This is a genomic window from Shewanella decolorationis (assembly GCF_004354305.1).
GTDB lineage: Bacteria > Pseudomonadota > Gammaproteobacteria > Enterobacterales > Shewanellaceae > Shewanella > Shewanella decolorationis.
Genome location: NZ_CP037898.1, coordinates 4,581,721 through 4,595,978 on the forward strand (window position 1 = coordinate 4,581,721; position 14,258 = coordinate 4,595,978).

At 48.6% G+C, this 14,258-nt stretch carries 16 protein-coding genes; 7 read left to right on the plus strand and 9 right to left on the minus strand.

The features are described from left to right. The first annotated feature begins 374 nt into the window (after positions 1-374). Positions 375-923 (plus strand): gamma carbonic anhydrase family protein, encoded by a 549-nt coding sequence (locus EYR25_RS20545; RefSeq protein ID WP_133182581.1) that lies wholly within the window; start codon positions 375-377, stop codon positions 921-923. A 75-nt stretch (positions 924-998) separates the two neighbouring features. Here the strand turns inward: EYR25_RS20545 and EYR25_RS20550 are convergent, their stop codons facing one another. Next, the gene (locus tag EYR25_RS20550) at positions 999-1,274 is read right to left on the minus strand and encodes a DUF1488 family protein (RefSeq protein WP_133182585.1); all 276 of its coding nucleotides are present in this window, start codon (positions 1,272-1,274) and stop codon (positions 999-1,001) included. Between the two features lie 20 nt (positions 1,275-1,294). Next, positions 1,295-2,173: a shikimate dehydrogenase gene (gene aroE, locus EYR25_RS20555; protein ID WP_133182587.1), complete on the minus strand. Its 879-nt coding sequence runs from the start codon at positions 2,171-2,173 to the stop codon at positions 1,295-1,297. Between the two features lie 162 nt (positions 2,174-2,335). Here aroE and EYR25_RS20560 point away from each other — a divergent pair, with 162 nt between their 5' ends. Beyond that, complete coding sequence (locus EYR25_RS20560) at positions 2,336-2,773, plus strand: group II truncated hemoglobin (RefSeq protein WP_023266018.1); 438 nt, start codon at positions 2,336-2,338, stop codon at positions 2,771-2,773. A gap of 30 nt (positions 2,774-2,803) precedes the next feature. Here the strand turns inward: EYR25_RS20560 and hemF are convergent, their stop codons facing one another. From hemF to EYR25_RS20590, 6 genes are all read right to left on the minus strand, one after another. Continuing rightward, entirely contained in the window at positions 2,804-3,712 is a 909-nt protein-coding gene (gene hemF, locus EYR25_RS20565; RefSeq protein WP_023266019.1) for an oxygen-dependent coproporphyrinogen oxidase, read from the minus strand. Positions 3,713-3,741: 29 nt separating this feature from the next. Beyond that, positions 3,742-4,308: an L-threonylcarbamoyladenylate synthase type 1 TsaC gene (gene tsaC / locus EYR25_RS20570; protein ID WP_023266020.1), complete on the minus strand. Its 567-nt coding sequence runs from the start codon at positions 4,306-4,308 to the stop codon at positions 3,742-3,744. 138 nt (positions 4,309-4,446) lie between these two features. Continuing rightward, the gene (locus tag EYR25_RS20575; RefSeq protein ID WP_133182589.1) at positions 4,447-5,010 is read right to left on the minus strand and encodes a DNA topoisomerase family protein; all 564 of its coding nucleotides are present in this window, start codon (positions 5,008-5,010) and stop codon (positions 4,447-4,449) included. Between the two features lie 122 nt (positions 5,011-5,132). After that, positions 5,133-5,609: a DUF494 family protein gene (locus tag EYR25_RS20580; protein ID WP_011620868.1), complete on the minus strand. Its 477-nt coding sequence runs from the start codon at positions 5,607-5,609 to the stop codon at positions 5,133-5,135. Between the two features lie 2 nt (positions 5,610-5,611). Further along, complete coding sequence (gene dprA, locus EYR25_RS20585; protein WP_133182591.1) at positions 5,612-6,700, minus strand: DNA-processing protein DprA; 1,089 nt, start codon at positions 6,698-6,700, stop codon at positions 5,612-5,614. Between the two features lie 11 nt (positions 6,701-6,711). Then, positions 6,712-7,836: a LysM peptidoglycan-binding domain-containing protein gene (locus tag EYR25_RS20590; RefSeq protein ID WP_133182594.1), complete on the minus strand. Its 1,125-nt coding sequence runs from the start codon at positions 7,834-7,836 to the stop codon at positions 6,712-6,714. Between the two features lie 125 nt (positions 7,837-7,961). Here EYR25_RS20590 and def point away from each other — a divergent pair, with 125 nt between their 5' ends. From def to EYR25_RS20615, 5 genes are read left to right on the plus strand one after another with little or no spacing between them, the layout of a single operon-like run. Beyond that, positions 7,962-8,468, plus strand: a complete 507-nt coding sequence (def, locus tag EYR25_RS20595) for a peptide deformylase (RefSeq protein ID WP_133182596.1) — start codon at positions 7,962-7,964, stop codon at positions 8,466-8,468. Between the two features lie 15 nt (positions 8,469-8,483). After that, positions 8,484-9,440 carry a methionyl-tRNA formyltransferase gene (gene fmt, locus EYR25_RS20600; protein WP_023266025.1) on the plus strand — a complete coding sequence of 319 codons (957 nt, stop codon included), beginning with the start codon at positions 8,484-8,486 and terminating at the stop codon, positions 9,438-9,440. A 2-nt stretch (positions 9,441-9,442) separates the two neighbouring features. Beyond that, a complete protein-coding gene (gene rsmB / locus EYR25_RS20605; protein ID WP_133182978.1) occupies positions 9,443-10,729 on the plus strand; it encodes a 16S rRNA (cytosine(967)-C(5))-methyltransferase RsmB in 1,287 nt (428 codons plus the stop codon). Between the two features lie 15 nt (positions 10,730-10,744). Then, positions 10,745-12,154, plus strand: coding sequence for a Trk system potassium transporter TrkA (trkA, locus tag EYR25_RS20610; protein WP_023266027.1), 1,410 nt, complete (start codon positions 10,745-10,747; stop codon positions 12,152-12,154). Between the two features lie 11 nt (positions 12,155-12,165). Beyond that, the gene (locus tag EYR25_RS20615; protein WP_133182598.1) at positions 12,166-13,608 is read left to right on the plus strand and encodes a TrkH family potassium uptake protein; all 1,443 of its coding nucleotides are present in this window, start codon (positions 12,166-12,168) and stop codon (positions 13,606-13,608) included. Between the two features lie 40 nt (positions 13,609-13,648). Here EYR25_RS20615 and hemG read toward each other — a convergent pair whose 3' ends face one another. Further along, positions 13,649-14,203, minus strand: a complete 555-nt coding sequence (hemG, locus tag EYR25_RS20620; protein WP_133182600.1) for a menaquinone-dependent protoporphyrinogen IX dehydrogenase — start codon at positions 14,201-14,203, stop codon at positions 13,649-13,651. Between the last annotated feature and the right edge of the window lie 55 nt (positions 14,204-14,258).

The window sequence follows — 14,258 nt, forward strand, 5'->3', positions numbered from 1 at the left end:
ACTCAACACCTGTGAGTGTCCACACAGATTTCTTGTTTAGATTGTTAAAGAGCATTTGACCTCGGCTTTTGCGTTACCGCTCAGCGGGTCAGGGCTGCGTATTCTACGCATTTCCCATTTGGCGTCAAGGCGTTTTTGCAAACTTCTTGAGGCTTTCGAATCAAGTGCACATTTTGCATTCGATTCGCACTGTAACCGCATCCGCTTTCGCTGCCTGCCGTGTCAGTGGATGCGCATTATAGGCACCGAAACTTTTTGTGCAACCCCTAAATTAAAGATAATTGGCTTTTTTGCACTGTTCGTTGGATATTTGACCTGACCAGTCAGTTTTTAGCCTTTATAATGCGAAAAACCACTCAATTAGGGACTTTTTTATGTCAGGGCCACTCAGAACTTACCAAGGGATTCATCCACAACTCGGCGATAATGTGTATGTAGACTCTGCTTCGGTACTCGTTGGCGATATCGCTTTAGATACAGACGCCAGCATTTGGCCTATGGTGGCGGCGCGTGGTGACGTAAACCATATTCGTATTGGTAAGCGCTCCAATGTGCAGGATGGCAGCATATTGCACGTGACCCGTAAATCCCCCTCTCGTCCTGACGGTCATCCATTGATCATTGGTGATGATGTGACGATTGGGCATAAGGCGATGCTGCATGGCTGCAAGGTTGGCAATCGTGTATTAGTGGGGATGGGTGCGATTATCCTCGACGGTGCCATATTAGAAGATGATGTGATTTTAGGTGCGGGTTCGTTAGTACCGCCAGGTAAAGTGCTGCAGAGCGGCTACTTATATGTCGGCAGCCCTGCGAAACAGGCGCGACCTTTAACCGAAGCGGAATTGAAGTTTTTACCTGAATCCGCAGATAACTATGTGCGCTTGAAAAACGAATACTTGGCGGAACCTCAGCCAGAGTAATGTTTCTATTAAATCGAGATGGCAGAATTTAAGCTGCCATCTTGCTTATGTTGTGCTTAGACTATTGCGTTGTACTTAGCCTAAGTGTACTGCGCCAAACTCATCAAACTCTTCTGCTTCAATTAAGGCTTCCGCCATTTCTTCCGCATCGAATCGCACCGCATCAAATAGCGCTAACATAGCAGCCGCTTCATCGCTACTAGGTTGAGGCGAAAAATCATTTAACTGCGCCAACTTCTGCGCGCTGATATAGCACTTAATGTTCATTCCCTGCTGCTGGGCAATAAAGCAAATTTGCTTTTGGGTTTCATCCCAATGTTGCAGATCGGGGAATAAAATACTCTGATTCATCTTATCTTCCTCTTGAGCCTCTATTGCGCGTCGGCCTGTAGTTTGTCCCTGAGCAATTTAAGCACTCCTGAGGTATCTGGCTCGACGCCACGCCAGAGTGCAAAACTCTTCGCCGCTTGACCGACAAGCATACCCAGTCCATCAATCACTTGCGCTGCGCCCTGTTGCAAAGCCCATTGATTAAATGCCGTTGGTTTGGCGCCATACATCATATCGTAGCAAGCCGTTTTGTTGCTGATGATGAACTGTGGTAGTGGTGGTAACTCTCCCGCTAGACTCGCTGAGGTCGAGTTAATCACTAAATCGCCCCCCCCCGACAACTCTGACATCGATACAGCCTGGAGTTTATCGCTGTAGCGCCCTTCTTGTACTTGGCTAAAAATATCCACTAAGGCCTGTGCCTTACTTTGGGTTCGGTTGGTGATAACCAATTGCCCGACTTCAGCCTTGAGCAATGGCAAGATACAGCCGCGCGCCGCACCGCCAGCCCCCACCAAGAGTACCCGCTTATGCTGCAAACTGCCGAGATGGCGAACAAGATCGGCCACCAGCCCCAGACCATCTGTGTTATCTCCATAAAGAGTGCCATCGGCCAACAAGCTTAGGGTATTGACCGCACCCGCCAGTGTCGCTTCGGCACTTAAGCTATCGCAGAGGGCAAAGGCTTGCTCTTTAAAGGGCACAGTCACATTCGCGCCCTTTCCTCCCGCCTGAAAAAATGCTCGTAAACTCGCTTCAAAATCATCGATGGGCGCCAAAATAGCTTCATAGCTCAAAGACTGTTGCGTAAGAAACGCAAACTGTCCATGGATAAAGGGCGATTTACTGTGACCTATCGGATTGCCAAACACGGCATATCGATCAAGCGCTGGCATAGTTACTGAGGGCATATCTGTCATCTGCGGAATTCTATTGGCTGTGGAATGGCTTGCAGTCTAGCGTGCTTTTCGGCGGTAGCACAGCTCCTAAGTTGTTGCCCTCTGACTTTAGCCTTCTGTTTCGCTGTGGCATTCCGGCTATAATGCGCGCATCAATATTGTAGATGCAGTGCAGTTAGACCTATGAACTGGCTTAAAAAGATTTTTAGTAAACACACGAGCGTGCCGGATGACAGGGATCCGAATCAGTCTAATGCCTATGATTTAATTGGTGGCGACAAAGTGATCCGTGCTATTGCCAATAGTTTCTATCAGAAAATGGCAAGCTCAGAAGAAACACAAGCTTTATTCGCGATTCACCGAGCGCCGATTGCGGAGTCGGAACAAAAGCTCTATGAATTTTTAAGCGGCTGGCTCGGCGGTCCGCAGTTATATCAGCAAAAGTATGGTCATCCCGCATTACGCGCTCGGCATATGCCCTTCGCTGTAGATGAGACGATGCGGGATCAATGGCTATTTTGCATGAAGTTTGCCATTGAAAAACATATAAAAAAGCCAGAGCATCGCGCCGCTATCTATGAGGCGATTTCCACTCTGGCCGATCATATGCGTAATCAGTAAAGTACGATTACGCGACTCGTGTTAGCGTGCTTATACCCAATCTCGAGGCTTGAGGTAATTATCGTAGAGATCTGCCTCAGGGCTACCCGACTCTGGCGTATAAGCATATTGCCAGCGAACCAATGGCGGCATTGACATCAAAATAGACTCTGTTCGACCACCGGTTTGCAGGCCAAACAAGGTGCCTCTGTCGTATACCAGATTGAACTCAACATAACGACCGCGACGATACAATTGGAACTCACGCTCACGCTCGCCATAGGGCGTCTCTTTACGGCGCTCAACAATCGGCGCATAAGCGGTTAAGAAGCCATTGCCCACCGCTTGCATAAAATCGAAACTCTTATCGAAGCCAGCTTGATTCAAGTCATCGAAAAACAATCCGCCCACGCCGCGGGTTTCATTACGATGTGGCAGGAAGAAATACTCATCACACCACTTCTTATATTTAGGATATACGTCGTCTCCAAAGGGCAGACACAGATTTTTAGCGGTTTGATGCCACTCACGCACATCTTCTTCGAAAGGATAGTAAGGCGTTAAGTCAAAACCACCACCAAACCACCAAACGGGATCCGCGCCGTCTTTATGGGCGATAAAGAAACGCACGTTAGCATGGGTAGTTGGAATATAAGGATTTTTAGGGTGAATCACTAAAGAAACGCCCATGGCCTCAAAACTACGACCCGCCAACTCTGGGCGATGAGCCGTTGCCGATGCGGGCATGGCCGCACCTGTTACATGGGAAAAGTTCACCCCAGCTTGCTCGAATACCGCACCTTGGGTTAATACACGACTGGTACCACCACCGCCTTCGGTGCGCGTCCATGAATCAGCCGCAAAGCTTGCTTGGCCATCCAATTGCTCAAGACCCGCACAAATTCGATTCTGTAGATCGAGTAAAAATGCTTTTACCACTGTCGCATCTGGCACGCTCATCTGCTTTTATCCTTTGCGTTATAAATCAGTTATTGTCCGTTACGTAATATCTTACCGCTGCGGGCATCAATAATGGTGGAGGGTTGACGCTGCTCGCCTAATCGCCCTAACACTAAGGCATCAATCTTACCCTCAAAGGCATTAAGAATTTCATCAGCGCAGAGTGCGGGATCTTCGCCTGCTAAATTGGCGCTAGTCGAGACCAGTGGTTTACCTAAGGCTTGGCATAAGGCGCGCACCCCTTCATGGGCGGAGACGCGCACGGCGATAGAATCAAACTCACCACATAGATAGCGCGAAACATGCGGCTTAATCGGCATTACAAAGGTAAAGGGACCAGGCCATTTAGAAAAGGCAAACTCGAGTTGCTCGGCGCTCAACTGTGACTCATCGACATAATCCACTAACTGGGAAAACTCGCTTGCCACTAAGATAAGCCCCTTCTGCCAAGGACGTTGCTTTACCGCGAGTAATTTTTGGATGGCGGTGTCGTTGTCGGGATCGCAGCCCAAACCGTAAACGGCTTCAGTGGGATAGGCGATAACACCACCGTTTAGCACTATGTCTTTAATTTCAGATGGGTGCAGCTGTAACATCTTAATATCACCTTATAAATTGAATCGATTTCTACAAACACGTTTTGGCATTTTTAGCCCTTGGCCACCCCATCCGTGGTCGATGGGGGATTATACCCAAGGGTGTTTATACGACCAAATCTTTAGAGCTAGATCACACTAAAGCGCGCGTTTGTATTTACAGCTTTTTTGCGGACATTCTAAACGCATCCCCGCGGCCCCTTTGCGCTCGACTAAAATACCAAAGCCACAACTCGGGCAAGTTTCGGCAACGGGAGGATAATTCACGATGAATTTGCATTTGGGATACGCACTGCAAGCATAAAAACTCTTACCAAAACGGCTGGTACGATGCTCAAGCTTGCCAGTTTTGCATTCGGGACATGCCACCTCAGGTTTATCGTTCTCCTGATCAGGCCTTTCTATGTGGGTACAACTGGGATATTGGGTGCAACCGATAAAGATACCAAAACGCCCCGATTTGACCGCCAACTCATGGCCACACTCAGGACACTTGGAACCTTCAATCACTTGGGTTTCAATCGATTCATGCTGCACTAAAGGACGGGTATATTGGCAGGTGGGATAGTTGTTACAACCAATAAAACTCCCATGCTTGCTATGTTTTACCGACAACTCGCTGCCACACTCTGGGCATAGCTCGTATTCTTTTTCCAGTGCGTGCTCATGGGCACTAAATAGTTGTTCATCGATCTTAGGCATAATCATTACCACCAGTCATTGCGTCTAATCCGCAGATAACTCACCACACAGGTATTAACAAGCTTATGGCATCAAAAAAGGAGGGCTAGCCTCCTTTCTCATTATTCATCGCATCGCAACGCTTAAGAATGTAGCCGACCTTCTTCAGGCTGCTCAAAAATTAAATCTTCCATTTGCTCATAGGCGGACTCATGGCCAGGCGCATTAAAGAGCACCATCAGAATCACCCACTTAAGATCTTCGAGGATCAATGCAGGCTCATCGAGTTCCATGACTCTGTCGATCACCATCTCACGGGTTTCGACATTCAGCACTTTCACTTGCTCTAAAAATAGCAAGAATCCACGGCATTCCACGTCCAGCTTTTCCATTTCTTCTTTGGTATAAATCCGAAATGAATGCTGATCATGATTACACAGGTAAGGCTTATCCCCTTCCTGCAACTCAGCCAGACGCTCCAACCAAGTTAAGGCTTTCAAAATCTCTGACTGGTGAAAACCAGCACGAGTGAGTTCCTTGGTTAACTCGTCTTCATCCACTAATAGTTCAACTTCACTGTGAACATAGTTTTCAAATAGATACATGAGGATATCAAACATGGCTAGCTCCTCTTTACTCTGACGTAACCACCGGGTACTGCAACAACCCAACCTTGCAACTCAAGTTCAAGCATTTGTTCTAACACCAGATCTATCGTTTTCCCACTATGTTCGACTACAGCATCAATTGTTGTAGTTTCATAACCTACACTAGCTAACAGCGATGAAAATGGCAAATCACAAATCTCACCTTGTTGTATATGGTGGCGAGTGTTGACTTCTTCAAGGTGAAAAGCCGTCAAACTTACCAGCTCTTCCACTATATCGGCCGCACTCTCCACAAGTTTTGCCCCATCCCGTAATAAATCATGGCAGCCTTGATGAAAGCCGCCGAGAATCGAGCCCGGAACCGCAAAGACCTCACGCCCCTGCTCCATCGCTAACCTTGCGGTGATGAGTGAACCACTCTTACGGCAAGCCTCAACTACCAGCGTACCTAAAGAAAGACCGCTAATAATGCGGTTTCGTTTCGGGAAATTGCCTGCAAAAGGCCCTATATCCGGCCAAAACTCGCTTATTATACAGCCTTGGTGCTGAATATCCTCATAAAGCTGCTTATGTCGACGCGGATAAATAATATCAATCCCAGTTCCGAGCACGGCAAGCGTTCTTCCTCCATGGTCAACACAGGCTTTATGGGCGGCGCCATCAATCCCCATCGCCATGCCGCTACAAATACTAAATCCTAGCGCAGACATCTCTCGAGCTAACTGATAAGCAACCTGTAATCCACCGGGAGACGCATTACGACTCCCGACTATCGCGAGCGAGGGGAGCAACAGCGCCTCAACGCAGCCTTTGATAAACAAGACGCTTGGAGGATCGGGTAACTGTTTAAGTAATGGAGGATAAAGGGGATCGGTAAAACAAACGAGGTGATGCTGTTCGGACTGTTGCTGCCACTCAAGGGCGGCATCAACCCTTTGATAATCAATAACTAGGCTATGGAGTAGATTATCAGACAAAGGGAGCGAGTGTCTTTCATGCTCCAATCTTTGCCTGAGGTCGTCCACATCCATGTGCGTTAATAATTGTTGTGTCCGGGCGGGTCCTAGCCCAGATACCGCACTTACAATTAACCAGTCGACCAAATATTCAGTAATTATTGACCTCTAAAGGCTAAGGAGTCTGGCGCCATTAATTTATCGTCGACACGAACAGAACGTTCAGTCGAGACAATCAAACCTAAGCTCGCTTTATCAAACACTTTGAATACTAACAATTTACCATTATAAACATCGGGCATTTTGAGCGAGCGATCTGATGAAATCGACGCCACCACATTATCGTAGGCTGTACGTTCGATTGCAGGAACTGGTTGGCCATCGTTATTGATCACAATTTCTTCGCCATCGCGGTAAATAGAGAACACTTCACCAGGCTCAACACCATCCTGCGTGCCTTTATCAAGATAGACGACATTGAGTTTACCAGCTTCACGCATTTTTGACTCAATCGCCAGTACGGTCGCAGGTGTCTTAAGCTCTGCAGGTTTTGGCGTAAAATAAGCCGACATTAAGGCTTCATCTTCCATAGGCAACGCTCTAAAGCCCGCTTTAGTTTCACGGTAATTGCTGAGGATTTTTACCTTAGACACTTTACCAGATTCTATAACTTGGCCTGTCGATGCCAGAATCGCTTCTTGTCCGAGCGCATCGCCCGATTCTTTATTAAAGAATTCACGGCCGCGCTCATACATACCCAGCTTTTGGTTTAAGGGCAGTTCGCTATCGATATAAATCACATCGCCAACTACATGGTGACGCGAAGGACTCTCACCTGCGAGCACCATAGGTTGTTGTGCAAACCAGTCGGTATCTACCACACGGTTTTGCACCAGATAATTTTGGATTAACGCTAAGTCAACCGCAGGAACCGCATTGCTCTTGGCTATCACGCGTCCTTCTGGAGTTTTGCGAATATGGGGTTTACCCTCGTTAGCGCCATTGCGCACTAATCTGGGTTGGCCATCGATAAAAACTAAAGTGAGCTGATCGCCTGGGTAAATTAAATGAGGGTTAGCAATCTGGGGGTTAACATCCCATAAACGTGGCCACTTCCAAGGATCATTTAAAAAGGTAGCAGAGATATCCCACAGGGTATCGCCCTTCTTTACCACATATGACTCAGGATGCCCTGCTTTCAGCGTGAGAGTATCAGCGGAAACCAACGTGCAATTAAATGTCATTAACGCAAGTAAAATTAGCCGTTTCATGGTGCGGTCCATGTTGTTTAGCTCTTAAATCGAGCTTTTACTGTTATTGATTGGCACTAAAGATTAAAATTAGCCCATTAGCCTCAGTCAGTATAACCAACTGATAGAGATTTGACAGACTTGTTAAGAGTTTAAGTATGGCACTATTAAAAGTTTTACGCTTTCCCGATGAAAGATTGCGAACTCAAGCGACCCCGATCACAGAGTTTACTGCTGAGTTACAAACGCAAATCGATGATATGTTCGAGACCATGTACCAAGAAAAAGGCATTGGTCTGGCCGCAACCCAAGTCGACTATCATAAGCAACTGATCGTGATGGATTTACAAGACGAGGTCGAACGTCCTAAAGTCTTTATCAATCCCGAAATTATTGCCAGTAGCGGTGATTTCTGTAACGAAGAAGGTTGTCTGTCAGTCCCAGGTATCTATGCCAAGGTCGACCGCGCCGAGTTTGTTACCGTTAAGGCATTGGATAGACACGGTAATGAATTCACCGTTGAAGCCGATGAGCTTTTTGCTATTTGTATTCAGCATGAAATGGATCACCTCAAAGGTAAGTTATTTGTCGATTACCTGTCGCCATTGAAGCGCCAACGGATCAAACAGAAACTTGAAAAAGCGGCCAGACAGGACGCCAGATAAACATTAGGACCAGATTTGAAACCACTCAATATCATCTTCGCCGGAACACCGGATTTTGCCGCTCGCCATTTACAGGCGCTGATCAACTCACATCACAATGTGATTGCCGTCTACACTCAGCCGGACAGACCCGCAGGGCGCGGTAAAAAACTCACCGCCAGCCCAGTGAAAGAACTCGCAGTCAGCCACGACATTCCGGTTTATCAGCCAGGTTCACTGCGTAAAGAACCCGCGCAGCAAGAACTTGCCGCCCTCAATGCCGATATTATGGTGGTGGTCGCCTACGGCTTAATCCTGCCTAAAGTAGTGCTCGACACGCCGCGTTTAGGCTGTATCAATGTTCATGGTTCTATTTTGCCACGCTGGCGCGGTGCGGCGCCGATTCAACGCGCATTGTGGGCAGGCGATAAAGAAACCGGTGTGACTATCATGCAAATGGATGTCGGCCTAGATACGGGCGACATGCTACTGAAAACCTACTTGCCGATTGAAGATGATGATACTTCCGCCACCCTTTACGAGAAGTTAGCTCTGCAAGGGCCAGACGCACTGCTGCAAGCACTCGAAGGTTTAGCCAACGGCACTCTAGCGGCTGAAAAACAAGATGAAGCCTTAGCTAACTACGCCGAAAAGCTCAGTAAAGAAGAAGCGAGACTCGATTGGAGCAAATCCGCAACTCAATTGTGGCAAGAAGTCCGCGCCTTCAATCCTTGGCCAGTGAGCTATTTTGAGCACCAAGGCAATACCATCAAGGTGTGGCAGACCCAAGTCAGCACCACCAGCAGCAATGCCGCACCCGGCACTATTATTAGCGCAAGTAAAAAAGGCATTGAAGTCGCCACTGGCGATGGTGTGTTAACTCTGCTCAGCATGCAATTACCCGGTAAAAAACCACTCAGCGTGGCCGACATACTCAATGCCCGCGCCGATTGGTTTACCCCAAATACTCGTCTTAATAACGAGGCGCAATAATGATGAACTTGCGTGCACTGGCGGCCAAAGCCATCTTCGAAGTCTTAGAGAAAGGCGTGTCACTTTCAGTTGCACTGCCAGAACAGCAAAAGCATCTTGCCAGTGGTAAAGATAAAGCCCTGCTCGCAGAGCTATGCTACGGCGTGATGCGTACCTTGCCGCAGATCGAAAAACGCGTGGCGGAGTGTTTGGCTAAGCCGCTTAAAGGTAAACAAAGGATCATCCACCAGCTATTAATTGTTGGCTGTTATCAACTTTACTTTACTCGCATTCCAAGCCATGCCGCCATCTCCGAAACCGCCGAGGCCTGCCGTCAGTTAAAATTTGAGGGCATGGTTAAGGTCGTCAATGCCGTGCTGCGTAATATTCAGCGCCAATTAACACCGCTGAGCACAGAGTCAGAGACCTTAAGCTACAACACGCCGGGCTGGTTAATTAAGCGCTTAAAAGCCGCTTATCCCGATAATTGGCAAGAGATAATCCAGCAAAGCCATGAGCGTCCACCTATGTGGTTACGCAACAATCGCCTCTCCCAGAGCCGCGATGCATATCTTGCCGCCCTGAGTGAGCTAGAGATAGAAGCCAGTGTGGGCCTCAGTGATGATGCCATTCTACTTGCCCATCCCAAGGATGTGGCAACATTGCCGCGTTTCCATGAAGGTGCGGCCTCGGTGCAAGATGGCGCCGCCCAATGGGCCGCGACTCTGCTGGCTCCGCAAGCCAACGAACTGGTTCTCGATGCCTGTGCTGCACCGGGCGGCAAAAGCTGCCATTTACTCGAACTTGAACCCAGCATCCAACTGGTCGCCGTCGATTTCGATGCTAAACGTCTCGAGCGCGTGCAACAGAACCTTGACCGTTTGTCATTAAAAGCGGAAGTTATTCATGGCGATGCGGCCAACATCGACTCATGGTGGCAGGGTGAACAGTTTGATCGTATCTTACTCGACGCACCTTGCTCGGCGACGGGCGTTATCCGCCGTCATCCCGATATCAAGTGGTTACGTAAAAACCATGACATCGAAGAACTGGCTGAGCTGCAAAGACAAATTCTCGATCACTGCTGGAAGTGGCTCAAGCCCGGTGGCACACTCCTGTATGCAACTTGCTCTATTTTGCCGCAGGAAAATCGAGACCAAATTAGTGCATTTTTAGCCAGAACCGCAGATGCTAAGCTAGACACTCTTGCCCAGCAGGCTTCAAGCCAAGATATTGGTTGGCAAATCACGCCGGGACAACACAACATGGACGGGTTTTATTACGCCCGTTTATTGAAAGCGACCCATTAGGAAGTAAGCAAGGCCATGAAAATTATCATATTAGGTGCGGGTCAAGTCGGGGGAACCTTGGCCGAAAATTTGGTGGGTGAAAACAACGATATCACCATAGTCGATAGCGACAAATCCAGATTACGCGCCCTGCAGGATAAATATGACCTTCGCGTCGTGGCGGGCCATGGTGCCCACCCCGATGTACTCAAAGAAGCAGGCGCCGAAGATGCCGACATGCTGATTGCTGTGACCAACAGCGATGAATGCAACATGGTCGCCTGCCAAATGGCCTACAGCCTATTTGGTACACCGACTAAAATCGCCCGTATTCGCTCCGAACCTTATCTGGCGATGCGCGATAAATTATTTATCGACAGTGAAACCAAGAATAGCGAGGGGCGTCCTCGCGGCGGTTTTGTGATCGATGAGCTTATCGCACCTGAACAGTTAGTGACCGCTTACATTCAACGTTTGGTTGAATATCCTGGGGCGCTGCAAGTACTCGAATTTGCCGAAGGCCGCTTGAGTTTGGTTGCGGTTCGCGCCTATTACGGCGGCCCTTTAGTCGGCAACGCCTTGGCCGCGCTACGCGAACATATGCCGAATATTGATACCCGGGTGGCGGCGATTTTCCGCCAAGGTCGCCCTATCATGCCCCGTGGCACAACGATTATCGAAGCCGATGACGAAGTGTTTTTCGTCGCCGACAGTCGCCATATCCGCGCCGTAATGAGCGAGATGCAAAAGCTAGATAACTCCTACCGCAATATCATGATTGCCGGCGGTGGTAACATCGGCTTAGGCCTGGCTAAACGCCTCGAACGCACCCACTCAGTCAAGCTGATTGAGCATAAGTTTGAACGCGCCGAATCTTTATCCGAACAGCTTGAAAATACCACGGTATTTTGTGGTGATGCTTCAGATCAAGAGTTGCTGCTCGAAGAACATATCGACCAAACCGACGTGTTTATTGCCGTCACCAACGACGATGAAGCCAACATCATGTCCGCTCTGCTCGCTAAACGCATGGGGGCGAAAAAGGTGATGGTACTGATCCAGCGCGAAGCCTATGTGGATATTGTGCAAGAAGCCAATATCGATATCGCAATTTCACCCCAGCAGGCGACGATTTCAGCCTTACTGACCCACATCCGCCAAGGCGATATCTGTAACGTGTATTCGTTACGCCGTGGAGCCGCCGAAGCGATTGAAGCTATTGCCCATGGCGACTCCAGCACATCCAAGGTTGTTGGCAAGGCGATTGGCGATATCAAGCTGCCGCCGGGAACGACCATTGGCGCCATAGTACGGAATGAAGAAGTGCTGATGGCCCACGACAAGACAGTGATTGAGCAAGGGGACCACGTAATTCTGTTCCTTGTGAACAAAAAGTTTGTCGGCGAAGTCGAGAAACTGTTCCAACCTAGCGCTTTCTTCTTCTAAGTCAAAATCTTATGCTGAACTTTAGACCGCTATTGTTTATTTTGGGGCTGTTTCTGTCGATGTTAACAGCCTTTATGTTAGCGCCCCTGCTCCTTGCCGTATTTAACGGTGAGGAAACCGTGGGATCTTTCATGCTGTCGGCTTTAGTCACAGGGATTTGCGCCAGCCTCTGTTTGCATAACGGCCAGAGCAAAACCATTAACCTCAATATTCGCGATATGTTTCTGCTCACCAGCCTCACCTGGCTGATCGTGAGCCTGTTTGCCGCCATGCCATTTACCTTGTACCACGGCATTGGCTATACAGACGCCTTCTTCGAGACCATGTCCGGCATTACCACCACAGGTTCAACCGTGCTCTCGGGCTTAGATACTATGGACCACAGTATCTTAATCTGGCGCTCGTTATTGCAATGGCTGGGCGGTATTGGCTTTATCGTGATGGCAGTAGCGATTCTGCCCTTCTTAAACGTCGGTGGTATGCGGCTGTTCCGCACCGAGTCATCGGATTGGAGCGATAAGGCGGTGCCGCGCACTCAAAACATGGCTAAGCATCTCTTTTTTATCTATATCTTACTGACCGTGATGTGCTGTGTTGCCTATCATCTTGCTGGCATGACTTGGTTTCAAGCCATCAACCATGCGATGACCACACTGTCGACAGGAGGGTACTCTACTTCAGATAGCTCAATGGCGGCGTTTTCAAATTCGGCACATTGGGTTGGCGTTGTGTTTATGGCGGCGGGTGGTTTACCCCTGCTGATGTTTGTGCAAATGATCCAGCAGCGAGACTTCACCGTCTGGAACGATGCTCAAGTCAAAGGCTTCTTGTTTTTCCTTACTTTTGTGTCTTGTTTTATTGGCTTCTGGCTGTGGCAGACGAGGGATATCGCCCTTATCGACGCGCTGCGCCTCTCCAGCTTTAACGTTGTATCTGTGGTCACGACAACTGGATATGGTTTAACAGACTATGGCGCTTGGGGTGCGTTTGCCAATATCGCTTTCCTGTTCTTAATGTTTGTCGGTAGCTGCTCTGGCTCTACCTCAGGCGGGATTAAAATCTTCCGCTTCCAAATTGCTGGCGCCATTATGCGCGAGCAGTTAAAGCAGCAATGTCACCCCAATGGCATCTTCCGAGAGCGCTATAACAACCGTTTGATCAGTGAAGATATTGTGCGTTCACTGATCACCTTTGTGCTGCTGTTTATGTTTGTGATTGTTGGATTATCTGTGATTCTGGTGCTGACGGGACTCGACCCCATGACCAGCTTTACAGGCGCCATTACCGCAGTCACCAACGTTGGCCCCGGGCTTGGCCCCATCATTGGCCCAGCGGGTAACTTCTCGACACTGCCCGATTTGGCTAAATGGGCACTTTCTTTGGGTATGCTGCTCGGCCGCTTAGAAATTTTAACCGTGGCAGTACTGTTCCATCCCAGTTTTTGGAAGTACTAAATGTTATAAAGCAAAAATGCGCTCACAGAGCGCATTTTTATTAGGCGGGTTCAGCAACCTCGACCAAGGTTAGCAGATGGTCGGCATAGACCTTCACATCTTCCCAGTCGGTATAATCGATCACCGCCTTAGGATCCGTTGGTCCTTTGGTGATTTTCATAATCAGCTGGATCATCAGCCTGTCGTACCAAGGCCATGAGGGGTAATCTACCTTACCGGCGATAATCTTCAAATCGGCGGGAGTCCAAGGTGATAAAGCAATGAATTTTTGCAGATATTTGTTGTTCTCGGGGATGCGTTTCTCCGGATTACGCGCCACCACGTTGACGCAGAAGAAACTGTTTGGCAACGCACTCAAAGCTGGCGCATTCTGCTCAATAAATTGAAATACGCTCTTATCGTAGGTGCCATAGAGCACGCAAGCCCCTAGTGCTACCAGTTGATAATCGGGCCAGTTAATTCTGGTGGCCGCCGCACTATTAATATCCACCAAGTCAACCTTGGCGCCACGCAGGGTTAATTGCTGCGCAATCGCATTCGCTATTTTGGCCGTATGGCCACCACGGGTAAAATAAAGCACCAGAATGCGTGTCATGGGGTATTCCCGTTCAGTAAAAGTATGTCACCATTGTGGCAATCATTGGTTAAAT

Bases quoted from the DNA above. Each gene is read 5' to 3' on its own strand.
- EYR25_RS20545 (WP_133182581.1), top strand. From the start codon at position 375: ATGTCAGGGCCACTCAGAACTTACCAAGGGATTCATCCACAACTCGGC.
- EYR25_RS20550 (WP_133182585.1), bottom strand. From the start codon at position 1,274: ATGAATCAGAGTATTTTATTCCCCGATCTGCAACATTGGGATGAAACC.
- aroE (WP_133182587.1), bottom strand. From the start codon at position 2,173: ATGACAGATATGCCCTCAGTAACTATGCCAGCGCTTGATCGATATGCC.
- EYR25_RS20560 (WP_023266018.1), top strand. From the start codon at position 2,336: ATGAACTGGCTTAAAAAGATTTTTAGTAAACACACGAGCGTGCCGGAT.
- hemF (WP_023266019.1), bottom strand. From the start codon at position 3,712: ATGAGCGTGCCAGATGCGACAGTGGTAAAAGCATTTTTACTCGATCTA.
- tsaC (WP_023266020.1), bottom strand. From the start codon at position 4,308: ATGTTACAGCTGCACCCATCTGAAATTAAAGACATAGTGCTAAACGGT.
- EYR25_RS20575 (WP_133182589.1), bottom strand. From the start codon at position 5,010: ATGCCTAAGATCGATGAACAACTATTTAGTGCCCATGAGCACGCACTG.
- EYR25_RS20580 (WP_011620868.1), bottom strand. From the start codon at position 5,609: ATGTTTGATATCCTCATGTATCTATTTGAAAACTATGTTCACAGTGAA.
- EYR25_RS20590 (WP_133182594.1), bottom strand. From the start codon at position 7,836: ATGGACCGCACCATGAAACGGCTAATTTTACTTGCGTTAATGACATTT.
- def (WP_133182596.1), top strand. From the start codon at position 7,962: ATGGCACTATTAAAAGTTTTACGCTTTCCCGATGAAAGATTGCGAACT.
- rsmB (WP_133182978.1), top strand. From the start codon at position 9,443: ATGAACTTGCGTGCACTGGCGGCCAAAGCCATCTTCGAAGTCTTAGAG.
- trkA (WP_023266027.1), top strand. From the start codon at position 10,745: ATGAAAATTATCATATTAGGTGCGGGTCAAGTCGGGGGAACCTTGGCC.
- EYR25_RS20615 (WP_133182598.1), top strand. From the start codon at position 12,166: ATGCTGAACTTTAGACCGCTATTGTTTATTTTGGGGCTGTTTCTGTCG.
- hemG (WP_133182600.1), bottom strand. From the start codon at position 14,203: ATGACACGCATTCTGGTGCTTTATTTTACCCGTGGTGGCCATACGGCC.